Annotated in this window: 21 protein-coding genes; 16 read left to right on the forward strand and 5 right to left on the reverse strand. The window is 68.0% G+C overall.

The genetic code is table 11. The features are described from left to right. Positions 1 to 113: 113 nt before the first annotated feature. The 3 genes from QH195_RS24615 to QH195_RS24625 form a co-directional block, all read right to left on the reverse strand. Positions 114 to 1,646 (reverse strand): acyl-CoA synthetase, encoded by a 1,533-nt coding sequence (locus tag QH195_RS24615; RefSeq protein WP_280437190.1) that lies wholly within the window; start codon positions 1,644 to 1,646, stop codon positions 114 to 116. Between the two features lie 251 nt (positions 1,647 to 1,897). Further along, the gene (locus QH195_RS24620) at positions 1,898 to 2,755 is read right to left on the reverse strand and encodes an alpha/beta fold hydrolase (protein ID WP_280421076.1); all 858 of its coding nucleotides are present in this window, start codon (positions 2,753 to 2,755) and stop codon (positions 1,898 to 1,900) included. Between the two features lie 276 nt (positions 2,756 to 3,031). Next, the gene (locus QH195_RS24625) at positions 3,032 to 3,736 is read right to left on the reverse strand and encodes a FadR/GntR family transcriptional regulator (RefSeq protein ID WP_280421075.1); all 705 of its coding nucleotides are present in this window, start codon (positions 3,734 to 3,736) and stop codon (positions 3,032 to 3,034) included. 286 nt (positions 3,737 to 4,022) lie between these two features. On the opposite strand from QH195_RS24625, the gene QH195_RS24630 reads away from it, so the two are divergent. The 5 genes from QH195_RS24630 to QH195_RS24650 are packed head-to-tail and all read left to right on the forward strand — an operon-like array spanning position 4,023 to position 9,189. Continuing rightward, positions 4,023 to 5,174, forward strand: coding sequence for an acetamidase/formamidase family protein (locus QH195_RS24630; protein WP_280421074.1), 1,152 nt, complete (start codon positions 4,023 to 4,025; stop codon positions 5,172 to 5,174). After that, entirely contained in the window at positions 5,171 to 6,487 is a 1,317-nt protein-coding gene (locus QH195_RS24635; protein WP_280437191.1) for an amidase family protein, read from the forward strand. Before QH195_RS24630 ends, QH195_RS24635 begins: the two co-directional genes overlap by 4 nt. Next, the gene (locus QH195_RS24640) at positions 6,484 to 7,455 is read left to right on the forward strand and encodes an ABC transporter substrate-binding protein (RefSeq protein ID WP_280437192.1); all 972 of its coding nucleotides are present in this window, start codon (positions 6,484 to 6,486) and stop codon (positions 7,453 to 7,455) included. Before QH195_RS24635 ends, QH195_RS24640 begins: the two co-directional genes overlap by 4 nt. Continuing rightward, positions 7,455 to 8,357 carry an ABC transporter permease gene (locus tag QH195_RS24645; protein ID WP_280437193.1) on the forward strand — a complete coding sequence of 301 codons (903 nt, stop codon included), beginning with the start codon at positions 7,455 to 7,457 and terminating at the stop codon, positions 8,355 to 8,357. Before QH195_RS24640 ends, QH195_RS24645 begins: the two co-directional genes overlap by 1 nt. A 25-nt stretch (positions 8,358 to 8,382) precedes the next feature. After that, positions 8,383 to 9,189: an ABC transporter ATP-binding protein gene (locus QH195_RS24650; RefSeq protein WP_280437194.1), complete on the forward strand. Its 807-nt coding sequence runs from the start codon at positions 8,383 to 8,385 to the stop codon at positions 9,187 to 9,189. Between the two features lie 302 nt (positions 9,190 to 9,491). Here QH195_RS24650 and QH195_RS24655 read toward each other — a convergent pair whose 3' ends face one another. After that, positions 9,492 to 11,009, reverse strand: coding sequence for an amidohydrolase family protein (locus tag QH195_RS24655; RefSeq protein ID WP_280437195.1), 1,518 nt, complete (start codon positions 11,007 to 11,009; stop codon positions 9,492 to 9,494). 185 nt (positions 11,010 to 11,194) lie between these two features. Next, complete coding sequence (locus QH195_RS24660) at positions 11,195 to 11,842, reverse strand: GntR family transcriptional regulator (protein ID WP_280437196.1); 648 nt, start codon at positions 11,840 to 11,842, stop codon at positions 11,195 to 11,197. Between the two features lie 378 nt (positions 11,843 to 12,220). Between QH195_RS24660 and QH195_RS24665 the strand changes: the two genes are divergently transcribed. The 11 genes from QH195_RS24665 to QH195_RS24715 all read left to right on the forward strand — a co-directional run bounded on the left by QH195_RS24665 (position 12,221) and on the right by QH195_RS24715 (position 24,191). Then, positions 12,221 to 12,964: a sulfite exporter TauE/SafE family protein gene (locus QH195_RS24665; RefSeq protein ID WP_280421066.1), complete on the forward strand. Its 744-nt coding sequence runs from the start codon at positions 12,221 to 12,223 to the stop codon at positions 12,962 to 12,964. Positions 12,965 to 12,987: 23 nt separating this feature from the next. Next, positions 12,988 to 14,232 (forward strand): amidohydrolase, encoded by a 1,245-nt coding sequence (locus QH195_RS24670; RefSeq protein WP_280437197.1) that lies wholly within the window; start codon positions 12,988 to 12,990, stop codon positions 14,230 to 14,232. Positions 14,233 to 14,300: 68 nt separating this feature from the next. After that, entirely contained in the window at positions 14,301 to 15,107 is an 807-nt protein-coding gene (locus QH195_RS24675; protein WP_432278346.1) for an ABC transporter ATP-binding protein, read from the forward strand. Beyond that, positions 15,104 to 15,967, forward strand: coding sequence for an ABC transporter permease (locus QH195_RS24680; protein ID WP_280421064.1), 864 nt, complete (start codon positions 15,104 to 15,106; stop codon positions 15,965 to 15,967). The genes QH195_RS24675 and QH195_RS24680 overlap by 4 nt, the downstream gene beginning before the upstream one ends. A gap of 89 nt (positions 15,968 to 16,056) precedes the next feature. After that, entirely contained in the window at positions 16,057 to 17,193 is a 1,137-nt protein-coding gene (locus QH195_RS24685; RefSeq protein ID WP_280437198.1) for an ABC transporter substrate-binding protein, read from the forward strand. A gap of 98 nt (positions 17,194 to 17,291) precedes the next feature. Further along, complete coding sequence (locus QH195_RS24690; protein WP_280437199.1) at positions 17,292 to 18,635, forward strand: response regulator transcription factor; 1,344 nt, start codon at positions 17,292 to 17,294, stop codon at positions 18,633 to 18,635. 136 nt (positions 18,636 to 18,771) lie between these two features. Continuing rightward, positions 18,772 to 19,920, forward strand: a complete 1,149-nt coding sequence (locus QH195_RS24695; RefSeq protein WP_280437200.1) for an acyl-CoA dehydrogenase family protein — start codon at positions 18,772 to 18,774, stop codon at positions 19,918 to 19,920. Between the two features lie 54 nt (positions 19,921 to 19,974). After that, positions 19,975 to 20,415 (forward strand): thioesterase family protein, encoded by a 441-nt coding sequence (locus QH195_RS24700; RefSeq protein WP_280437201.1) that lies wholly within the window; start codon positions 19,975 to 19,977, stop codon positions 20,413 to 20,415. Beyond that, positions 20,412 to 21,374, forward strand: coding sequence for a DMT family transporter (locus QH195_RS24705; protein WP_280437202.1), 963 nt, complete (start codon positions 20,412 to 20,414; stop codon positions 21,372 to 21,374). Before QH195_RS24700 ends, QH195_RS24705 begins: the two co-directional genes overlap by 4 nt. Next, positions 21,371 to 22,537 (forward strand): thiolase family protein, encoded by a 1,167-nt coding sequence (locus QH195_RS24710; protein WP_280437203.1) that lies wholly within the window; start codon positions 21,371 to 21,373, stop codon positions 22,535 to 22,537. Before QH195_RS24705 ends, QH195_RS24710 begins: the two co-directional genes overlap by 4 nt. 109 nt (positions 22,538 to 22,646) lie before the next feature. Continuing rightward, the gene (locus QH195_RS24715) at positions 22,647 to 24,191 is read left to right on the forward strand and encodes an acyl-CoA synthetase (RefSeq protein ID WP_432278852.1); all 1,545 of its coding nucleotides are present in this window, start codon (positions 22,647 to 22,649) and stop codon (positions 24,189 to 24,191) included. Positions 24,192 to 24,274: the final 83 nt, after the last annotated feature.

A 24,274-nucleotide genomic window follows, 5' to 3' on the forward strand; every position in this document is an offset into this window, starting at 1 on the left:
CCGATTATCCGGCACCGGACGGACCGCCGTACAGGCATGCGTCGACCGACGGTTGCCGGTGCCGGAGATCTGCTCGGTCTCCGAGGGTCAAAGGCCCGTTCGGTGTCCGGTGTTCACAGATACCGGTCGCGGAGTTTGCCCTTGACCAGCTTGCCGGTGGGGGTGCGGGGGAGTTCGTCGGCGAAATCGACCGTGCGCGGGACCTTGTAGTGCGCGATACGGGCGCGCAGGAACTCGCGGAGTTCCTCGGCCAGCCCGGGGCCGGGTTCGGCGCCGGAGGCGGGTTGGACCACGGCCTTCACCGATTCGCCCATCTCGTCGTCCGGGACGCCGATCACGGCGACATCGAGAACCTTCGGATGGAGGGCGAGGGCGTCCTCGATCTCCTGCGGGTAGATGTTCACACCGCCGGAAATGATCATGAACGCTTTGCGGTCGGTGAGAAACAGGAAGCCGTCCTCGTCGATATAACCGATATCGCCGGTGGTGGTCCAGGTCGGATGCTGCGGGTGGATGGCCTGCTCGGTTTTCGCCGAATCATTGTGATAGGTGAACGGGACTTCCTCACGTTCGAAATAGATCGTGCCGATCTCGCCCGCCGGCAATTCCGCTCCGTCGTCGCCGCAGATCCGGACCGCACCCAGCCCCGCGGGACCCACCGACCCAGGCTTGCGCAACCACTGTTCGCTGTCGATGAAGGTGGCGCCGTTGCCCTCGGTGGAAGCGTAGTACTCGTGCAGCACCGGCCCCCACCAGTCGATCATCTTCTGCTTGACCTCGACCGGGCACGGCGCGGCGGCGTGCACGGCCACCCGCAGGCTCGAGACGTCGTAGCGGGCGCGGACGGCCTCGTCGAGTTTGAGCATCCGCACGAACATGGTCGGTACCCACTGGCTGTGGGTGACGCGGTAGCGCTCGATGGCCGCCAAGGCCTGTTCGGGGTCGAAATGTTCCAGCACCACCAGCGTTCCGCCGAGGGCGTGGACCACGCCCCCGAACCGCAGCGGTGCCGCGTGGTACAGCGGGGCGGGGGAGAGGTAGACCGTTTCGGTATCGAATCCGTAGAGCGGGCCGAAAACGGCGGTGTAGGTATCGCCGGGCGGATCGCCGACCTGCCGGTCCGGTAGTGGATGCTTGATGCCCTTCGGCCGCCCGGTGGTACCGGAGGAGTAGAGCATATCGGCGCCGCGGGGCTGATCGGCCAATGGTTCGGCAGCGGCCGCGGCCAGCGCCTCCTCGTAGGATCCGTACCCCTCGACTTCGCCGCCGAAGGCCAGCCGGATCCGCACGTCCGGCGTTTCCTCGATGATCTTCTCGGCGGCCTCGCGCAGACCGGCCGACGCGATGAGCGCCCGCGCACCGCAGTCGCCGACGATATAGCTGATCTCGCTCGGCGACAGGTGCCGGTTCACGGCGGTGATGTAAAGCCCGGATCGCAACGCCGCCCAGTAGACCTCGTACACCTTCGGATCGTTTCCGGACAGCAGCGCGAGATGGTCGCCCTTGCGCAGACCCGCCTCGTGGAGATGGCGCGCGAGGCGGACGGAGTTGTCCTCCAGCTCCCGGTAGGTCAGCGTCTCGCCGGTCTCGGCGAGGATGACAGCCGGTTTATCAGGGAATCGATCGACATGCGCGCCGGGATACATGCTGCTCCTCTGCGGAACGAAGCGATCGGTGCACCGATCGCCGAGCCGATATCGGGGCCGACGCCGCGCCGCGGCCCGGACCCTGCCGGACATTCGCCCGGCCAGCGCGACATTAGCCGAAAGTGAACCATGATTCGGTCAGTACGCCCAAACTCGTCGGTGCGGCCCGGCTTTCGTACGGACCCACCCCGGTGCCGGAACCGGGCGAGGTGCCCGCGACCGCACGTCCGCGATATCGGCGCAGGCGCCGGTTACTGCGGTTCGTCGAGGAAGGTGGTTACCAGGCTGTTGAAGAATCCGGGCCGTTCGCCTTGTACCCAGTGCCCCGTGGCCGCCGGCAGGTACACATCACAGTTCGGCATCCGGCGGGCGAGCATATGGGCCCCGGCGGGCCGGTTCACCCGGTCCTCCGCACCCCAGATCACCAAGGTCGGGTGCGTGACCCGGCGCAACCGCGGATCGCGGGTGAGATCCATCCGCAGCAGAGTGCGTGGGGCAGACGGCCCCGAGGGGCGGCGCAGCGGCGGATTCGCGACCACCTCGGGATCCAGGCTCGCGCGGTAGCGGCTGTCGATCATCTCGTCGGTGATGCTGCCCGGGTCGTGTACGAGGTATTCGCGCATGAAGGTGGCGAGTTTGTCCCGGCTGGGACCCTCGCCGCCGTAATAGGCGAGCAATGCCCGCAAACCCGCGGTCGGCAGCGCCCGGGTGGTGCCGATACCGCCGGGAGCCAGCAGTACGAGCCGGCCGACCTTGTCCGGTGCGTCCATCGCCATCCGCAGCGCCGCCGCCCCGCCGTAGGAATTGCCGACCACGTGTGCGGTGTGCACGTCGAGGCCGTCCAGTAATCCGGCCATGGCGGCCGCCAGGTCGCCGAAAGGATCCGACCGGTCGAGCCGCTTGCTCGACCGCCCGTACCCGGGCATATCCGGGACGATCACGCGGAACCGGCGGGCCAGCGCAGCCACATTGTGTGCGTACGCCGCCAGACCCGAGGCGCCGGGACCGCCGCCGTGCAGCATCAGCACCGCAGGTCCCGAGCCGGATTCCGTGTAGTAGATCTCCCGGTCGCCGACGCGCACCGTTCGCCCGCGCTCGATCTCCGTCACCTTCGACCTCCTGCTCGGCGGACTCTGCGGAGAACGCTACGGAACCTGTGCAAACCCCTGGCGCCGGGGCCGATGAACACGGCATATGCAGGTTGCGTGTCACACCGGCCCGCGGCCCGCGCCGAACTGTTTCGGCCGTTGGAGGCGTCGGTGGAGATCGGTGAGAACGTCTCGCCGGCCCGGCACCCCGTCGCCACCCGCGAGCGAGTCGAGCCGATCGCATCCGAGCGATTACGGCGCTTCCGAAACCTGGGACTCGCTGCTCGGATATGCGGTTCAGTGGGTCGGCGGAGCGACGCTGATCTCGCGGACCTCGCGCAGATGCTGTTCCATCGCGGCCGCCGCGGCGGGGCCGTCGTGCCCGGACACCGCCCGGTGGATCGCTTCGTGTCCCTGGACGGAGATCCGGCGGCCCAGCGCGGTGCGGTGGGACAGGATGCGGGTGTGCCGGGTCCATTCCGTTGTCATGGTGCACAGCGTGACCAGCAGCGGATTCTGGGCGGCGTGGGCCAAGAGGGTGTGGAACTCGATATCGAGGCGCATCGACTCGTCGGGTGCGAGATTCTCGTGCGAGCGGGCCAGGATCTGGTCGAGGGACAGGAGGTTCGATTCGACCGCGCGCTGGGCGGCCAGCTGTGCGATCCGCGGTTCGACCAGATCGCGCAGTTCGGTCGCATAGCCGAGTTCGATATCGATCTCGGCGAGATTGCCCCGTAGTTCCGCGGCCGTGTGCGGGATATCGGCGACCGTGCTGCCGTGGCCCTGCCGGCGTCGGACGAGCTTCTTCGATTCCAGCTCGAACATCGCCTCGCGCAGTGACGACCGGGAGACGTTCAGGGTCGCGGCGAGTTCCCGCTCCGAGGGCAGCCGGTCGCCCGCGCGGAGCTCGCCGCTGATGATCAGGCCCTCCAGATGCGCCGCGACCTCGGCGCCGACGCTGCGCGCGGGCCGCCGCATCGGCGGTATGGAAGCGAAAGTCATAGATCCCTCCCTGGTTTTCGCCCACCGGCGGTCGGGCGCGAGACAAGAGGTCGGACCAATACCCGGCCACCGCTTCGGAAGGGGTACAACGTATCAGCTCCGGGGCTACCGCCGCGTACCGGTGAGATATCCGATTGATTCGGGAAAGTTACCGATATCCAGTGCATTTCGGGCTCGTATTGCCCGGCGGTAAAGCGGTCGTTACGTTCCGCCGCCCCGGTCGCCGTGGGGGTTCCGGGCTCTTATGGTCGGTGCATCAGGTGGTCCGACCAATAAGGAGGTCGCGGTGACGACACTGATCGGACAGGATTACTCGCCCGCATTCCCGGTGCTGCAACAGGATCCGGGCACAGAACAAGGCACGGTGTACGTTCCGGCAGACCCGCGGCGAGTGCTCTGGGGCCGACTACCGTGCCGTACGGATACCCCGGTCGTCACCGTGGGCCCGGGCAGCACGGTCGTCGTCGATACCGTCAGTCACGAGGGAATACTCGAGGACCAGGGCTCGGACCCGGTGCGGTACTTCGGCCGGCATGGTGTGCCCCGCGAGGATGTACTCGCCGATGCCGTCGAGGTGACAGCACACACCCGGCGCGAAACCGGGGCAGGACCGCATATCGTCACCGGGCCGATCGCCGTGGCCGGCGCACGGCCGGGCGATCTGCTGGCCGTACGCATCGACGCCTTGACCATGCGTGCGCCTTACGGTGTGGTGTCCACCCGGCACGGCCGCGGGGTGCTGGCCGGCCGGCCGGGATTCGACGGTGACTACGGGCAGTTCTGCCGGGTACACGATCGGGACGGCCGCTGGTTCGGCGCCCTGCCACTCGATGCCACCGGACGGGCCGGCAGCGCGGTGTTCCCGCTCGCGCCGTTCCTGGGGATCATGGGTGTGGCCACCGATACCGGAACCCGGGTCGGATCCGTCCCGCCCGGACCGCACGGCGGCAATATCGACATCAAACTCCTCACCGCGGGCGCGACTCTGTTCCTGCCCGTCCAGGTTCCCGAGGCGCTGCTCTACATCGGTGACCCGCATTTCGCGCAGGGCGACGGCGAGGTGGCGTTGACCGCGCTGGAGGCGCCGTTGCGCGCCACACTGACCGTGGACCTGATCCCCGCGGCGGATATCGCCGGCGGATTCGGCGGCCGGATCGGCCCGTTCGCCGCCGCGCACGGGTTGCTGATCCCCACCGGTATGCATCCGGACCTGAACACAGCACTGGAACTGTGCGTCGCCCACGCCGTCGACCTGGTGGCCGGGCTCTTCGAAGCCGACCCCCGGCAGGCATACCTTTACCTCAGCGCCGCCGCCGATTTCACGATCTCACAGGCCGTCGACCAGGTGCGCGGAGTGCATGGGACGATCCGGCGCTCCGACTTCGGGGCAGGGGCGAACACGGCGTTCGCGCGGCGAATCCTGGAGCGGATCCGATGAGCGCGAGTGGCGATCCACACGCCGGGGCGACCACCGCCTGTGCAGAGGTGACTCCTGGCGAACCCCGGCGTTTCGGTGCGGTCACCGGTGCTCCGGCCGACCGTTCTGGCTCCCGCCCGGAAAACCGCAACTCCGGGGGGCTGGATACGACCGTGTGGCGGCTGCGCGGATCACCCCTCGTCGCGGCGACTGCGCCGGGCCCGCTGACCGGCCGGACCGTGGCGGTGAAGGATCTGTATGCCGTGGCGGGATTCGCCGTCGGCGCCGGGATCCCGGCTTATGCGGCGGATCAGCGGCCGGCGTCGGAGCACGCTCTCGCGGTGGCCGGATTATTGGCGGCCGGTGCGCAGGTCACCGGTATCGCGCATACCGACGAGTTCGCCTACAGCCTCACCGGCAGTAACGGCCGATACGGAATGCCGGTGAACCCTGCTGCACCGGCGTGTATTCCGGGCGGGTCCACCAGCGGTCCGGCCGTCGCCGTGGCCCGCGGCGAGGTGGATATCGGGCTGGGTACCGATACCGCCGGGTCCATCCGGGTGCCTGCCTCCTATCAAGGGCTGTGGGGTATCCGCACCACGCACGGGCGGGTCGGCACATCCGGACTACTGCCGCTGGCACAGTCGTTCGACACCGTCGGCTGGATCACGGCGGACGGGGAAACACTGGCTGCCGTCGCGGATTGCCTGCTCGGTGCCGATACCGCTACCCCGGGCGGCTTTGCGGTCGACCACCGGCTGTGTGCCGGTGCCGATCCGGGGATCGCGACGGCGGTCCGGTCGGTGGCCGGCGCGCTCGACGCCGAACCGGTGGACCTGCGACCACGCGACGAATGGATCGCCGCGTTCCGTGTGGTCCAGGCCTACGAGGCGTGGGCGAATCACGGGCAGTGGATAGCTCGCCGTCCCGGTGTCCTGGAACCCGATGTGGCAGAGCGTTTCGCCTTCGCCGCCACGGTCACCGCCGCACAGGCCGACGCCGCTCGGGCGGAGCTGGCCGCGGCCGCCGACCATATCCGGGCGGCACTCGGCAAGCGGGTCCTGCTGCTTCCGGCCGCGGCGACCCCGCCGCCGCTACGCACCGCCGGACCCGCAACCCATGAAGCTGTTCGGAGGCGCACCCTGCGCCTGACCTGTCTCGCGTCGATCGCGGGCCTGCCCGCGGTGACCCTGCCGCTGGGCCGCGATGAGGGTGGACCCAGCGGAGCGTGCCTCGTGGGTCCCGCGGGCACCGACCGTTCCCTGATCCGCCTTGCGCTCAGCAATGCCGCTGTTCCGGCCGCGGGGTCGCCGCACAGTGAGGAATCGATATGAAACGTCCACTCCACCAGCTGCTCTCGGCTGTCTGCGTCCTATTTCTCGTGGTCACCGGATTGACGGGCTGTATCGCCACCCCCGACAGCGCAGGCGGCGCGCCCGGCGCCGTCCGGATCGGGACGCTGCGCGGCCAGCCCCACCTGTACGCGCCGTACTTCATGCAGCGGTTCGCCCCGGCGGGCACCACCTACGAAATAGTCCTGTTCGAGAATTCGCCCGACATAAAGAACGCGCTGGCTTCCGGCGCCGTCGATATCGGAGTACTGGGCGCGCCCGCGATGCTCGCCGGTATCGCGGCCGACCAGGAGGTCGCGATCATCGCCTCCGCCGCCGACGGCGGATCCGGGTTCGTCGGCCGGCCGGATATCCGCACCCCGCAGGACCTGCGCGGTAAACGGATCGGCTTCCCGGCCGGATCCTCGCAGGAGATCGCCCTGAAACTCACGTTGCGGGCACACGACCTCGACCCGGAAACCGACGTACAACTGGTGAACCTCGCGTACTCGGATATGGCCGGCGCCTACACCGCCGGCCGCGTCGATGCCTTCCTCAGCGCCGAAATGGGGGTGTCCATCGCCCGGCAGGCCGGTGCACACCAGATCCTCTCGCCGTACGAGACACCCATCGGCGCCACCAACATCGTTCTCGGCGGTAACGGAGGGTTCCTCGACGAACATCCCGATCGGGCGGCCGAGACGGTCCGGAGCTTCACACGTGCCATCGAATTCATGCAGGGCGACCACGACGCCTGGGCGGCCGGGCTGGTCGAAACCTTCGGAATGGAACGCGCGGTAACCGATATCGCCATCCAGAATGTGATGCTGCGCTGGGAACTCGACGACGAATTCCGGCAGCGCGTCGCGGAACTGGCCCGGCAGATGGTGCAGTTCGACCAACTGCCCACCGCGCCCGATACGTCGAAGGTCTTCCGGACCGAATTCCTCGACACCCCGGCGAGCCGGTGATGGCCACGGTGGACACCCGGGCCGAGCCGGTGACCGGGCCGCGCGAACCCGGAACCGCGGCAGGCGAGCACTCCGACCGGACAACACGGCGGACCCGCTACGGTGCGCGCGTCGCCGCGGTGCTCTGGGCGCTTCCGGTACCCCTACTGGTGCTGCTGCTGTGGGATAGGGGTGTCGGCGGCGGCTGGACTCTCCCGTTCGGTATCCAGATGCAATTCCTGCCGACCCCCTACGATGTGGCGCGCCGCCTCGCCGACCTCGCCGTGGGCGGGATAGTCGAGGACAGCTACAGCGGCACCCTGTGGTTGCACCTGTATGCCAGCACGCTGCGGGTGGTGCAGGGTTTCGCGATAGCGGCGGCCGTCGCGGTGCCGCTCGGCATCCTGATGGGTCGTTCGCGGACCGTGAACCGGATGCTCGAACCGACCCTCGGCCTGGTGCGGCCGATCCCTGTCACCGCGTGGGCGCCGCTGTCGCTGCTGATCATCGGGTTCGGTGACCGGGCGACCATTTTCCTGGTGTTCCTGGCCGCGGTGTTCTCCATCCTCATCAACACCGTCGCCGGGGTGCGGTCGGTGCCGGGCCGGCTGTTCGAGGCTGCCGCCATGCTCGGCACCCCGCCGGCGCAGACTTTGTACAAGGTGGTGCTGCCCGCGGCCGTACCCACGATCGTCTCCGGGCTCCGGATCGCGCTCGGACTCTCCTGGGTGATCCTGGTGGTCGGTGAAACCGTCGGTATCCGCGTGGGTTTGGGTGCGCTGATCACCCAGGCCCGGGAACAGTCGCGTACCGACCTCATCGTCGCCGTGATGATCGTGATCGGCCTGGCCGGATTCCTCGCCGACCGGATCATGATGCTGGCCGTCCGGCTGCTCGTGGGCCGCCGCCCGCTTCTCCCATGACCTCCCGCACGGATCAGGTGATCGTATGAAGATCTATTCCACCCGCCGCCGCCCGCACCGGCCGGCCCGGATCGTGCTCGACGGGCTCGGCAAGAGATACCCCGGTACCGCGGGGCCCGCGGTCGAGGGCGTCACGCTCGATATCGCCGCCGGTGAATTCGTCTGCGTCGTCGGCGCCAGCGGCTGCGGGAAATCCACCCTGCTGCGGATTCTCGCCGGTTTCGAAACCGTCACACAGGGTACGGTGACCGTCGGCGACGAACCGGTGACCGGGCCCGGCCCCGACCGCGGCGTCGTTTTCCAGGACTACGGGTTGTTCCCGTGGCTCACCGTCGCCGAGAACGTCGCCTACGGTCCGAAACAGGCCCGGATGACCCGCGACGATATCCGCGAAATCACCGCCCGCTGCCTCGCAACCGTCGGCCTGACCCGTGTACGCGATTCCTTCCCGCACCAGCTCTCCGGCGGTATGCAGCAGCGCGTCGCCATCGCGCGGGTACTGGCCAACCGGCCCGCCGTCCTGCTCATGGACGAACCGTTCGGTGCGCTGGACGCGTTGACCCGCAGCGATATGCAGGCCGAACTCGGCCGGATCCACCGGGATTCGGGGGTCACGGTCGTTTTCGTCACGCACAGTGTCGAGGAAGCGGTGTTCCTCTCGGATCGAGTGGTGGTCATGGCCGGCGGCACCGCGCACGGCACGGCCGGTCATATCCGCGAGGTAGTCGGGATCGACCTACCCCGCGAGCGTGAGGTGACGGCCCCGGAGTTCAACGACTACCAGCGCCGGATCGACGCGCTCATCCACCAAGGCAACCGGTCGGCCGCCTGACGGCAACGGGATGCGGAGTCGGCCGCATCGACACTCGATCCCACTACCGCCTCACCCGGTGCCATCCGATGGGCCGTGTCCGGAAACGGGGCCGACGCTGCTGCCGGTGGTGGGGCCGCCGACCCGTAGGCGGCAGTAACTAGCTCTCGGCTACGGCGGCGACTGTGACGAAGGCGTCGAACACGGCGATGCCGCGATCGTCGTCGAAGGGCACCTCGGCGGCAGAGGCCTCGGCGCGGCATCCGCGTATGCGTTTGCGGTGCCCGGGCCCCGACCCGGTCAGTGGGCAGCGGGGCTCCACCTCACATATGCATCGCCGGGAGCAGGTGATGAGTGCGGGTGGTTTGCGCGACGACTCTCCCCGCCTTGATCACGTAGCACCGGTCCGGCCGATCGAGCAGGGCGTCGGCGACTCGATACGTGGACAGCACGACCAGATCGGCGTCGGCGCCCACTCGCAGACCGTAGCGGTCGCCGATACCGATCACGGCGGCGGCTTCGTAGGTCGCCATACCGAGGACGCGGGTGAGATCTTCGGGGCCCGCCAGATGCGCGGTCTGGGCCAGGAACAGGCCGATATCCAGCAGGTCGGCATTGCCGTACGGGGTGAAGGCGTTGCGAATATTGTTCGACGAGAAGGCACTTCGCACGCCCGCCGCCCAGAGTTCGCGGACCGGCGCGATACCGCGGCGGATGTTCGCGGTGTCGGTGCGCCCGCCCAGGAACATATCGGTGGCCGGGAGCGGAACCACGGCCACACCTGCCTCGGCGAGGCGGCGCAGCACCCGGTGGCGGTCGGCGGGCGGGCGGGCGGCCAAGGAGGTCGCGTGGCCCATGGTGACCCGGCCACCCATTCCGGTGCGTTCGGTGACGTCGGCGATGTAATCGGCCAGTGCGAAGCGGGGGTCGGCGGTGTCGTCGGCGAAATCGGCGTGCAGGTCGACCGGGACGCCGAATTCGGCGGCCAGATCGAAGACCAGATCGATATGCCGACGGCACTGTGCCACCGAGTCCTCGTTGTAGGTGCAGCCACCGATCACCTCGGCGCCCGCGTTCAGCGCCTGCCGGAGCAGGCCGAGAGTACCGGGCGCACGGAGGATCCCCTCTTGCGGAAACGCGACGATCTGCAGGTCGATCCGGCCACGGAACTCCGCGCGCAGCTCGAGCAGGGTGTCGACCCCCAGCAATCCGACGATCGGGTCGACATCCGGGTGAGCCCGAATCATGGTGGTGCCGTGGGTGATTGCTTGTTCGAGCACTCGGCGGGCCCGGTCGCGGATCGCGGCGGCGGTGAAATCCCGTTTCAGTTCCGCGGTGACGGCGATCGCCTGGGCGAGCGTCCCGTCGCCGCTTCGCTCGCGGTCGAGGAGGGCCTTGTCGAGATGGACATGGGATTCGATCAAACCGGGTATCACCACGCGAGCCGCGCAGTCGATCTCCTGTTCGGCGGTGCACGCAAGATCCGGGCCGATCGCGGTGATCACGCCGCCGGTGACCGCGATATCCACGAGTGGGGCCGCATCGTCGATATGCGCGTTGCGCAGCAGCAGGTCGGCCGGAGTGCTGTCCACCGGATCTGCCGGGGCGCTGTGCCGCGGGTTCGCCGTGCTGTCCGAGCCGGGATCTCCGGTGCCGCGGTGCGCTTCTGCCGTGGTACGCGGTAACCGGATCCCCAGCGTGCTGGATACCGGGGTGGCCCGGCCGCTGGGCAGGGAATTCGCGGTGGTTCTGCTGCCGCCGAGTGGGGGCGCGCCGCGGGTGGAAGCCGCGACACTTCCCGCGGTGGCGGAAGTCGCAGTGGTGCCCCCGTGGGCTGGCATCCCGTTGCCGCCGGCCGAGCACGTTGTCCCGAGGTGGGGCAGCGGCTCGGGTGCCCGATGGACCGAACTCCGATCGTGCTGCGGCAGCGGATTCGGCATCGATACCTCCCAGAGCGGCTGATTACGTCACCGTTTTGTATACGACCCCTCTGTTTCCGGTAATGCGGTGAAATGCTTCGCGGGCGTTACGAACCCGACCCTGCCGGCGTGGAACGGCGCTCGCGAAGCCGATAGGCGGCGGTCGCATGGGCGATGTGCTCGGTGACCAGCCGCTGGGCGAGCGCCGCGTCCTTCGCTTCCAGTGCGGCACAGATGTGCTCGTGCTCAGCCCAGGAATCACCGGCCCGGCGGGGTAGTTCCACCGCGTACACCCAGGCGATCTTCCAGCCGAGCTGGGTGATCAGCTGGGTCAGCAGGGTACTACCGGACGCTTCGGCCAGGACCTCGTGGAATCTGCTGTTCAGCCTGGTCAGCTCGTCGAGCCGGCCCGTGCGCACGGCGTCCTGGCCGAGCGCGGTGAGTTCCTTGAGCCGGCCGAGTTGTTCAGGGGTGCGCCGCAGCGCGGCGCGGCTCGCGCACAGGGGTTCCAGCAGCGCGCGGATCTCGAGCAGGTCGGCCGCCTCGGCCTCGGTGAGCTCGGCGACGAACGTCCCGGCGTAAGGGCGCGAAAAGGCGAAACCCTCGGCTTCCAGGGTGCGCAGCGCCTCTCGTACGGGGACGCGGGAGACGCCGTAACTCTCGGCGATCGTGTCCTCGGTCAGCCGCTGACCGGGCGCGAAGGCGCCGTTGATGATGTCCTCGCGGATAGCGCGGCACACCTGCTGTTTGGTCATCCGCGGGTTACTGGCCACATCGTCCTCGGCTCGGTGGGTCGGGGGCGTGGTCGGATACGATCCGGCGCCCGGTTCTTCCAACTGGATACCAGGTGTGCGCCTGGGTTGCCGGTGGGGGTTGTCCCGGTCACCTGCTCGGTACGGCGGAACGGTGCCGCCGTGGTCCGGTCGCGGTTGCCCGGTTGCGTCCTGAAACGCCTGTTCGCTGCCCGGTTCGGCCGCTGCTACGGGCACAGGGGCGTGCGTGCGACGGCCTCCGGGCGCCGGCGTCGGCACAAGATTGTGGCGAGTCGTTGTCTGCCGGACCGCGGGTGCTCGGCGGGCGCGAAGTCACCCTTTCGTATACGATCCAGTCTCACTTCGGATGGGAGGGATGCTATGGATCCCGCGTACGCGGTTCTGCTGTTGGTGGCCGGTTTCGGCGCCGGTGTCTGCAATGCCATCGCCGGTGGTGGCAGCCTGCTGTCGTTTCCCGCGCTGCTGGCCACCGGACTGCCGCCCGTCACCGCGACGGTGACCAACGCCGTGGCTGTCTGGCCCGGGTACCTGGGTGGCGCGGCAGCCCTGCGTTCCCGGCTCACCGAACACCGCAGCCTGCTCCCGCGATTGGTCCTCACCGGCACGGCCGGCGCCGTCGGTGGTGTGATCGCACTGCTGGCCGCGCCGCCCGAGGTGTTCGCCGCGCTGGTGCCGTACCTGGTGTTGGCGGCCACCGCCCTGTTCGCAGCTCAGCCGATGATTTCGCGGCGGCTCACCGAGAAGGGCGGCGATTCCCGGTTCACCCTTTTCGCCGGAGTTTTTCTGGGCGGTGTCTACGGCGCGTACTTCAACGGTGGCATGGGCATCGTGTTGCTGACAGCCCTCGCGCTCGGTATCGATGCCTCGATCAACCTGCTCAACGGCCTCAAGAGTGCGCTCACGCTGACCGTTTCGACCACCGCGACCGTGGCCGTGGCGCTTTTCGGGCCCGTCGAATGGTGGTCCGTCGCCGTGCTGGCACCCGCGTGCCTGGCCGGCGGAACCGTCGGCGCGAAGATCGCCGACCGGTTGCGCCCCGGCGTTTTCCGCGCCGTGGTCATCGTCTTCGGTGCCGGTGCGGGCACCGCCATGTTGTTCACCTGAACCGCTCGACAGAAGGAAACCCAGTGTCCGATTCCTTGCTCCGCGATATGCCCGATTCCTCGGTCCGCGATGCGCCCGACCTCCTGCTTCGCAACGGCCGCCCGTGGACGCCCGGACAGCCCGTCGATACGGCCGACATTCTGATCCGGGGCGGCCGGATCGAGCAGATCGGTGTGGGCCTGACCGCGCCGGATACCGAAACCGTGGACCTCGACGGGGCGCTGGTGCTGCCCGGTTTCGTCGACACCCACTGTCACCTGGACAAAACTCTGTGGGGCGGTCCCTGGGTGCCCAATACGGGGGGTCGCTCGCTGGCGGGCCGGATCGCCAACGGTGAGGGCCGGCGCGCGGAACTCGGTATCCCCAACCCGGACTACGCGGCCGGTCTGCTCGCGACCATGGTCACCGGCGGGACCGCGTATGTGCGCAGCCATATCGATATCGACCCGTCGGTGGGCCTGGCGGGAGTCGAGTCGGTCCGGGCCGCCGCCGACCGCCACCGCGACCGGGTCGATGTCGAGCTGGTGGCATTTCCCCAGGGGGGTCTGATCAGCCGCCCCGGGGTGGCCGATCTGCTGGCCGCGGCTCTCGCCGACGGTGTCGAGGTGGTGGGCGGTATCGACCCTGCCGGTTTCGACGGGGACCCGACCGGACAGCTCGATGTGATCTTCGGTCTGGCCGAACGGTTCGGCGCCAAGGTCGATATCCACCTGCACGATCCCGGAAACCTGGGTGCCTGGGAGTTCGACCTGATCATCGAGCGCACCCGGGCCACCGGGCTGGCCGGTCGCGTGACAATCAGTCACGCCTACGCCATGGGTGCGCTGCCGCCCGCCGAGCAGCAGCGGATCGCCGAAAGCCTGGCGGAGGCGGGTGTGGCCATGGTGACCTGTGCGGTCGGCGATGCCCCGGTGGTCCCATTGCGCGTGATGCACGCGGCCGGCGCGACCCTCGCGCTGGGCAACGACGGTATCCGCGATCTGTGGACCCCGTACGGCGACGGTGACATGCTGCGCCGGATCAGCACGGTTGCCTTCCGTGACCGGCTGCTGGCCGACGAGGAGATCGAACTCGCGCTCACCGCCGGAACACACGGCGGTGCAGAGGTTCTGGGCCTCACCGATTACGGCTTGCGACCGGGTGCCCGCGCCGATCTGCTCACCGTGCAGGCGCCCGCTCCCGCGGCCGCGGTGGTCGGTGTTCCGGTTCGGGGGCTGGTCGTCAAAGGTGGTCGTGTGGTCGTCCGTGACGGCCAACTCGTCGATTGATCGTATACGAAACAGCGGCGTAATCCGACGGACCGCGATCGGCAATCAGCGCCCGATAAAACTGTTCCATGAGTACAGAGGCAATCCCGGCGCCGACCTCTCCGGAGGAGGCAACGTATACGACCGAACCCGAACCGGCCCTCGCATTCCGGAATGTGTCGATGGTCTTCGAGAACGGGACCGCCGCCCTGCGCGATATCGATATCACTGTGCGCGCGGGGGAATTCGTGTCCCTGGTCGGGCCTTCGGGCTGCGGTAAATCCACCTTGCTGCGCCTGGCGGCCGGCTTCGAACAGGCCAGTACCGGCAGTGTCGAGGTCGGGACCGGGCATCTCGGTTACGTCTTCCAGGAAGCCACCCTGCTGTCCTGGCGCACGGTATTGCAGAATGTCGAACTCCCCGCGGAACTGGCCGGGGTGGCGCGTGGTGAACGCCGCGCCGCCGCCAGGGAAGCGATCGAGCGGGTGGGCCTGGCCGGATTCGAGAAGCACAAACCCGCGCAATTGTCCGGCGGTATGCGTATGCGTGCCTCCATCGCCCGCGCGCTCACCTTGCGTCCGGAGGTGTTCCTGTTCGACGAGCCGTTCGGCGCACTCGACGAGATCACCCGGCAGCGTCTCAACGAGGAAGTGGGCAGCCTGTTCCGCCGCGACGCGTTCGCGGGTGTCTTCGTCACCCATTCGGTGCCCGAAGCGGTGTTCATGTCGACCCGGGTCGTCGTTCTCACCGGCCGGCCCGGCCGGGTCGCCGCCGATATTCCGGTACCGCTGGACTTCCCGCGCGAACCGGGTCTGCGGTATACGCCGGAGTTCGCCGAGATCGCGGCCTCGGTCTCGGCCGCGCTGCACACGGCCGAGCATGCGGTGGCGGCATGACCACGGTCACGGCGGAGGCCGCTGCCGAGGTGGCCGTGCGCACCGAACAGAAAGAAACGGAACGGGTTCGCCGGATTGTGTTTCCGCCGGTGCGGATAACGGCGCCGATCGTGGTGTTCGTCCTCGTCATGGGTGCCTGGTACTTCGCGAGTAACTACCTGATCGCCGCCGAGTCGCGGTTCCTGCTCCCCGGTCCCGACGAGGTGATCACCGAGGGGCTGCTGGATTCCGCCGTACGTGCCGAGATCCTGTCCGCGCTGGGTTCCACCGTGCTGGTCGCGCTGAGCGGGCTGGTCATCGCCATGGTGGCGGGGGTGGGTTTCGCCGTGGTGATGAGTCAGGCGCGGTGGGCCGAATACTCGCTCTACCCGTACGCGGTGATCCTGCAGACCATTCCGATCCTCGCCGTCGTCCCACTGTTCGGATTCTGGTTCGGCTACGAATTCGGCAGCCGGGTGATCGTCTGCGTGATGGTCTCGCTGTTCCCGGTGGTGACCAACACCCTGTTCGGGCTCAAATCCGTCGCACCCGCCGAACACGATCTGTTCACCCTGCACGGCGCCACCCGGCTCCAGCGGCTGCTGAAACTCCAACTACCGACGGCGCTTCCGGCCATGATCTCCGGTTTCAAGATCTCCGGCGGGATGGCGATCATCGGGTCCATCGTGGCCGATTTCTTCTTCCGTCAGGGTGAGCCCGGTATCGGCCGGATGATCGATGTCTACCGGCAGCGCCTGGCAACCGAGGAATTGCTCACGGCGCTGCTGTTGTCCTCGCTGGCCGGGCTGATCCTGTTCTGGTTCTTCGACTTCCTGGCCGTCCGCGTAGAACGCGCCCACGGTCGCCGGCGCGGCCACTGACCCACCGGCGGGCTGCCGCTCCGTCGCTGTCTCAGCGGCGGTCCGCCGTCGCTGTCCCCCACCCCAACCACCGCACCTCGGGAAGCTCAATGAAAAAACACCTCTCCGCCGTGACCGCCGTCGCAGGTGCCGCACTGCTCACCGCATGCGGTGGCGCGACCTCGGTACCCGAACCCACCGGGGAGGGGCCACTGGCCGGTATCTGCCCGTCCACGGTGGTCATCCAAACCGACTGGTACGCCACCCCGGAACGGGCCGCCGCCTTCCAGCTCGTCGGGCCCGATGGCACCGTCGATGTGAACAAGGGCTCCTACGCGGGCCCGCTCGGCGATACCGGTATCAATGTCGAGGTCCGGCTCGGCGGACCGTTCCTCGGCGGCCAGCCGGTACCCGCCCAGATGTACCAGGACACCTCGATCACTCTGGGATTCGTCCCCACCGACGACGCCGTCCGCGCACAGCAGGACTTCCCGGTCACCGGCGTATTCGCCTCGCTGGATGTGAACCCGCAGATCATCATGTGGGACCCCGCGACCTATCAGGTCGCATCCTGGAAGGACGTACCCGGTACGAACGCGCCCGTGGTGTACAGCGAGGGAAAGATCTTCATGGACTACCTCGTCGCGAACGGTTACGTGAGCAAGGAACAGGCCGACGCCTCGTTCGACGGCACCCCGAGCCGTTTCGTCGCCGAACGCGGCCGGGTGATGCAGCAGGGCTACGTCTCCAACGAACCCTACCGCTGGGCGCACGATGTGGAGGGCTGGCGTAAACCCACCGATCACCTGCTGATCCACGAAGCCGGCTACGAGATCTACCCGCACGCCTGGTCGGTCCGCATCGGCGAACTCGAATCGCTGCGACCCTGCATGACGAAACTGGTCCCGATGCTGCAACAGGCCCAGGTCGACTACATCGCCGACCCCGAACCGGTGAACGCCGCCCTGCTGCGCATCGCCGAAACCATCCCCGACGGTCCGCCGATGACCGCCGCCGGGAACACCGATTCGGTGAAGGTCCAGGTCGCGGAGAAGATCGTCGGAAACGGACCCGACAGCACGCTCGGCAACTTCGACACCGCCCGAGTGGACCGGGTCATCGAGGCGGTCACGCCGATCCTGCGTAACCGCGGTGACAGTATCGCCGACGGGATGAAGGCGGCGGACCTGGTCACCAACGAGTTCGTCGACCCGTCGATCGGACTGCCCGCCACGCCACAGCCGTGAGTGTGGATCCGCCCGGTCGCCGTGTGTGGCCGGGCGGCCGCCGATGATCCACCCTCGGATAATGCGGAAACCGCAGATGAAAATGATATTCTCGCTCAGTGGATTCGCCGGTCAGCCCGCAGGTCGGCGATGTTCTTTATCTCATGGCCACCGTCGACCGGGTCGAGGGGCTCACGACTCCGCAGCTGGCCGCGCTGCGCCTGGGCAGTTCGGCACTCCTGCGCGGTGATCTCGCCGCGGCGCTGACCGGATTCGATTCTGTGCTCTCCGATCCGGAGCTCACCGAGCAGACCCTCGACCAGATCGCAGCCCTGCGGTCGCTCACCGCGTCGCTGGCCGGACGAACGTCCACGGTCACCGATCGCGACGATCCGGCCGGTCCGGCATTGCGCGCTGTGCAGCTGTGCCTCCGCGCCGACCGCCACTGGCGAATCGGTGAGCTCGCCGAGGCATTGTGGCAGAACCAGCTGGCCGAGAACGTGGCGGCCGAAGCAGGGCCGGTCTGGCACGTCTTCACCCGGTTGATGACAGCCAAACGGCTTGTGGATATGCGGATCACCGCGCGGGCGGCGGATCTGGTCGCCCGCGTTCGCGCCGAGCAGGAACGGCACGGCCTGTACGCCTTCGAATCGATACCCGTCGCACTGGAGGCAGCGGTGTGCCTTCAGCGCGATCAGCCCGAAGCTGCCCTGCGTGCCGCCGCCACCGCTGTCGAATGTGCTCATCGGCACCGTACGACAGTCGCCGTGCCGCGCGCGCTGGCGGTGGCCGCACTGGCGTATCTGCGGCTCGGCGACGTGGCCCGGGCTTCCGAACAGTTGGGGCGCATACGCGCACAGCCGGATCATTTTCTGCTCCCGGATACGGTGGCGCGAGCCGCGCTGATCGATATCGCGGTGACCGCCGAACGTCGCGGGTCGGCGGCTGCGGCCGGGCTGCTGCGTTCGTCGTGGCCGGTGATCGAGGCCGAACCGGCAGGCTTTGTCGAGGATCCGGCGATACCGGCCTTCCTGACGGGCTTGGCCCTCCGTGCAGGGGACGCTCTTTCGGCAGGCCGGATCGCCGAGGCCGCCGAGTGGCTCGCACAGCGAAATCCTGGACTGCCGCTACTGCATGATGCCGCGTCCTACGCCAGGGCGGTCTACCGCGAGGAAAACCGTGCGCCCGATTCCCTCTTCGGCGTTGTAGCCGATCCCTGCCCGCCCCCGGGCAACGGGCAGCCGACTTCGGGTTCGTTCGAAGGCGGCGGAGTTCCGGCCGGACTCACCGCCCGCGAAGGCGAGGTAGCGGGGCTGGTGGGGCAAGGAATGACCAATCGGCAGGTGGCGCGAAAAGTCGGGATCACGGAGCACACGGTGAATTTCCACCTGCGCAAGATCTACCGGAAACTCGATATCTCCTCGCGAGCGGAACTGATTCGGAGAATCGCCACTTCCGGTTGATCAGGGGCCACTACCCGTTGTGCTACTACCAAGGTAGGTAGTGCCGTTATCTCCTGTACCGCAATATGATTCGAATACCGGCGACGGGGCCCGGTCGATATTCGAAACCAAGCGATATCAGAATGCAGGGGGCTGAGTGAACGACTTCTGGGAACGGGCACAATCCATCCGTGAGACCGTTCGTGCGGATCTGGAAACCAGAGACCCGGCGGACGGTACCAATGCCGGGGGTATCGCGCCCCGGCTCGTAGCGCTCGGCTGGAACGGGGTGAGCATCCCTCAGAAATGGGGTGGTCAGGGGCGCGGGACACTGGCCAGACTGGTGGCGATCGAGGAAACGGCGCGGGTCGACGCGGCACTGGGCGCGAGCCTGTCCGCGGCGACGCTGGGCACGGGGCTGCTTTCGGAATTCGGCGACGAACAGCAGCGTGCCCGGTGGTTACCGCAACTCGCGCGCGGCCAGGACATCATGACCATCTGCATGACCGAACCCGAATCCGGATCGCACCTGCTCGGAATGCAGACTACCGCGGTCCGCGACGGTGACCACTGGATTCTCAACGGTCGCAAATGGTTCATCGGCAATTCCCATATCGCGACGTTGCACGGTGTCATTGCACGGACTTCGCCCGGGCAGGATTCGGGCGCGCTGAGCGCATTTGTGGTGGAGGCCGGAAGCCCGGGCTGCTCCGCAGGAATCGAGCACGAACTCGCAGGTCTGCGGGGTTTCAGCCTCGGCGAGGTGGTTTTCGAGGACTGCCGGGTCCCGGCGGATCACCTGGTCGGCAGGGAAGGCGGGGGGCTGGGCTACGCGCATGCGGTGGTGACCCGGCACGGAAAACCGAATATCGGTTCGGTCGCCCTCGGCCTGGCCACGGCGGCGTTGGATCGGGCGCGGGAATACAGTCGAAACCGGGTGCTCTACGGCGAATCACTGTCCGGGCTGGACAGTGTGCAGCGACGCCTCGCCGATATGTTCGCCGGTATCTACAGCAGTCGGCTCTCGCTGTACCACGCCGCGGCCCGGCTCGATGCCGGCCACCCTCATGACGTCGGCTTCATCGTCGGGAAGCTGCAGGCCAGCGAAACGGCCGTACAGTGCGCTACCGCGGCTATCGAACTCATGGGTGCCCGCGGGTGCCATCCGGGAATCGGCGCGGCGCAACTGCTCGACGATGCCCTGATGACACTCGCGCCGTCCGGCACCTCCGACGTCATACGCAAACGACTGGCCGAATTCGCTCTCGGCGCGCATCGCCCGGCGCCGGAGGGTGTTCCAGCATGAGTGGACGGCCGCCTACTCATCTCTCATTTTCCCGATTCGACAGGAGTAATTGCTGTGCGTGACATTTTGACGGTCGGCGATGTGCAGAAAATGACCTACACGGTGCCCGCCGACAAGACTGTGCCCCATTTGTATCCGGAATCCGAGGACTATCGGATCATGCCGGAGGTATTCGCTACCGGATTCATGGTGGGCCTGCTGGAGTGGGTGGCGATCATCGCGCTGCGCCCGGTGCTGGACGAAGGCGAGGGCAGCCTGGGCACGATGGTGAACATCCAGCACAGCGCGCCCACACCGCCCGGTGCTCGCCTGACCGTCACCGCGCGGTGTGTGCGGGTGGACGGCAACTACGTGGAGTGGGAGGTGGAGGCGCGCGACGACGAAGGGGATGTGGCCGCCAAGGGAACCCACGGGCGGCACGTCATCGATACGGCCCGGTTCCTCAAACGGGTAGCCGCGAAAGCCGAGCGACTGATCCCGGTCAGCGCGTCGTGAACTCCACCGCCGCACCCACTGCCGCCCGCGACGGACTCGGATGGTCGGTGGGTACGGCGGTGCTGGCGGCGATCTGGGCGCTGCTGTGGGCCGGTGCCTTTCTGGCGACCGAGATCGCGTTGCGTGACGCCGGTCCCGCCACGGTCGTCGGCGCTCGATGCCTGTTCGCCGGGTTCTTCCTGATCGCCGTCAGATGGCGTCTGCTGCGCGGCCTGCCGCCGCGCTCGCTGCTCACCCTCGGGGTGCTGGGCCTGCTCAACAACATCGGGTACCTGCTGGTGATGGCCTGGGCGCTACCGCATCTTTCGGTAGGGATGGCCGCGGTGCTGTCCGCTTGCACACCGCTGCTGGTGCAGGCGGTTTCGGCAGCATCGGGTGAGGCCGGGCTCACCGGAACACGGATACTCGGTCTGCTCCTCGGTTTCGGTGGAATCGCCGCCTCCGCCGCCGACCGACTCGGCGCCGGGGCGGTGACCGTCGAGGGAATAGCCGGCGGCGTGGTGGCCGTACTGTTCCTGGTGGTGGCCACGGTCGGGACACCACGCCTGGCCGGTGATACGGATCCGTATCTGGCCACCGGCTGGCAAGCGCTGGTCGGCGGCGTGCCGCTGGTGATCTTCGCCGCGGTATCGGGGGAACCGGTGCGAACAGGACCCGGTCCGATCGCGGCGATCCTGTTCCTCGGGCTCGGCGCCTCGGTGATCGGAATGAGCCTGTGGCTGCTGCTCATTCGACGGGCCGGGCCTGCGGGTGCCAGCGTTGCGCAGTTCATGCCGCCGCTGTTCGGGGTCGCGCTGGGCGCATTGTTCCTCGGCGAGGAGGTGACAGTGGTGGAACTCGCCGCGGTCGTCCCCGTGGCCGCCGGGATCGTGCTGGCCACTCGCCGCAGCACCACCGCCCGGAAACCCTCGTCCGGACGGGCACCGTCCGGTGCCCGACAACCTCAGGAATCGCTATGAGAGACGCAGTAATCATCGAAGCCGTCCGCACACCCATCGGCAAGGGAAAACCGACCGGAGCGCTGCACGGGATCCACCCGGTGGACCTGCTGGCACACAGCCTGCAGGAACTGGTGAGTCGCACCGGGATCGATCCGGGCGTTATCGAGGATGTCATCGGCGGTGTGGTCACCCAGGCAGGTGAACAGTCGGTCAATATGACCCGGCGTGCCGCTCTGGCCGCCGGATATCCCGAATCGGTGGCCGCCACCACCGTCGACCGTCAGTGCGGCAGCAGCCAGCAGGCACTGCACTTCGCCGCGCAGGGAGTGATCGCCGGTGCCTACGACGTGGTGGTCGCGGCCGGGGTGGAATCGATGAGCCGCGTCCCGATGGGCGCGAGTGTGCTCGGCGCGGATCTGAACGGCACCGGTTTCACTGCACGCTATCCGGAACCGCTTGTCTCGCAGGGGCTCAGCGCCGAACTCATCGCCGCCCGCTGGAACCTGACCAGGGCCCGGGTCGACGAATACGCCGCCGGAAGCCACGAGAAGGCGGTCCGGGCCACCAAGGAGGGTTCCTTCGCGGCGCAGCTGGCGCCGCTGGCCGGTCTCACCGAAGACGAAGGTATCCGGCCGGGCACGACAGTGGAGGCGCTGGCCGGTCTGCGCCCGGCCTTCCACAGTCCGGAGGTCGCGGCCCGGTTCCCCGAGATCGACTGGAACGTCACCGCGGCCAATGCCAGCCAGATCAGCGACGGCAGCGCCGCGATCCTCATCACGACCAGTGAAAAGGCATCCGAACTGGGCTTGCGGCCACTGGCACGAGTCCACAGTTTTGCCGTTGCGGGGGACGACCCCCTGCTGATGCTCACGGCGATCATCCCGGCCACCCGTAAAGTCCTGCACCGGGCGGGCCTGGATATCTCCGATATCGGGTTGTTCGAGGTGAACGAGGCCTTCGCGTCGGTGGTGCTGGCCTGGGCCCAGGATGTGGCGGTCGATCTCTCCAGGGTGAACGTGAACGGCGGTGCGATCGCGCTGGGACACCCGCTCGGCGCGTCCGGCGCCCGGCTGGCGACCACCCTGGTTCACGCCCTGCACGAACACGACGCCCGATACGGCCTGCAGACGATGTGCGAGGCGGGCGGTCTGGCGAACGCCACCATTTACGAACGTCTCTGAAACGCCGACGGGAGCGTGGCCGGGGGAGTACAACCGCAGAAGGGGCGAAACCGTGTGTGAGGACAGGCGCATGAACAATCACATCTCACCGGACACCGGGGCGGCGCGGATGACGCCCGGATGGCACGCGCACCGGACCCCCGGCCGTGCGGCGATCATCATGGCGTCCAGCGGGCAGACGGTCACCTACCGAGAGCTCGAAGAACGGTCGATCCGGGGTGCCCGCGCCCTGCGGACCCGGGGACTGCGGCCCGGTGACCATATCGCCATCCTGATGGAGAACAACGCCGCCTACCTGGAGATCGCCTGGGCGGCGCAGCGTTGCGGCCTGTACTACACCGCGATCAACTGGCATCTGACCGCCGGCGAGGTCCAGTACATTCTCGACGACTGCGGCGCCACGGCGCTGATCGCCGGCGATACCGTCGCGGAGGCGATCGGCGGCCTCGACCTCTCCCGGATCTCGGTCCGGATCGCGGGCGCCGGCGATATCCCGGGATTCGAGCCGTACGCGGACGTACTCGCGCGGGAGCCGGCCGATCCGCTCGGCGCGGACGAATGCGAGGGCCGGGAGATGCTCTACTCCTCGGGCACCACCGGAGCGCCGAAAGGAATTCGCAAACCCCTCCCGGCGACTCCGCTCGGCGACCCGTCGGCGGCGCCGGTGCAGATCGCGCAGGGCCTACTGGTGAGCGGAGGCACGGCGGACGCGGTATACCTGTCGCCCGCCCCGCTGTACCACGGTGCGCCGCTGATCTTCTCGATGTCCTGGCATCGCCTGGGCGCCACCGTCGTGATCACGGAACGCTTCGACCCCCGGCAATGTCTGGAGCTCATCGAGCGACATCGCATCACCCATACCCAGATGGTGCCGACCATGTTCGTGCGCATGCTGCGGTTGCCGCCCGCGGAACGGGACCGCTACGACACCTCGAGCCTTGTCGACGTCGTCCATTCCGCGGCACCGTGCCCGGTCGGGATCAAACAGCAGATGCTCGACTGGTGGGGGCCGATCATCTCCGAGTACTACTCGGGCACCGAGGATGTCGGCAACACCTACATCACCGCCGGGGAATGGCTGGCCCATCCGGGTTCGGTGGGCCGACCGGCCCCGGAATGCCATATCGTCGGCGAAGACGGCGCAGAACTCCCGTCCGGCGAGGTGGGAGTCGTGTACTTCGCCGGCGGCCGCCCGTTCGAGTACCACCACGATCCCGCGAAAACGGCCGCGGCCGCGCATCCGAACGGCTGGCGCACTCTCGGCGATATGGGTTACCTGGATGCCGACGGATACCTGTATCTCACCGACCGGCAAGCCCACATGATCATCTCCGGGGGTGTCAACATTTATCCCCAGGAAGCCGAGAACCTCCTCGCCGCCCATCCCGCGGTCGCGGATGTGGCTGTCATCGGTGTCCCCGACGAGGAGATGGGGGAGGCGGTGAAGGCGGTGATCCAACCGGCCGACCCGGCCGCCGCGGGCGATGCGCTGGCCGCCGACCTGATCGCGTTCTGCCGCGCCGAACTGGCAGCCTACAAATGCCCCCGCTCCATCGACTTCACCGGCGAACTGCCCCGCGATCCGAGCGGCAAACTCTACAAACGACGCCTGCGCGAGTCGTACTGGAAGGACCACGACAACCTGATCATCTGATCCGGTCCGGTGGGGACCGGCCCACTCCCCGGTGGGTGGGGCGACGGCCGCGTAGCCGCTCACAGCCTCAGATACAGTCGAGT

Origin of the sequence: Nocardia carnea (assembly GCF_029868855.1) — a bacterium.
Classification (GTDB): Bacteria; Actinomycetota; Actinomycetes; order Mycobacteriales; family Mycobacteriaceae; genus Nocardia; species Nocardia carnea_A.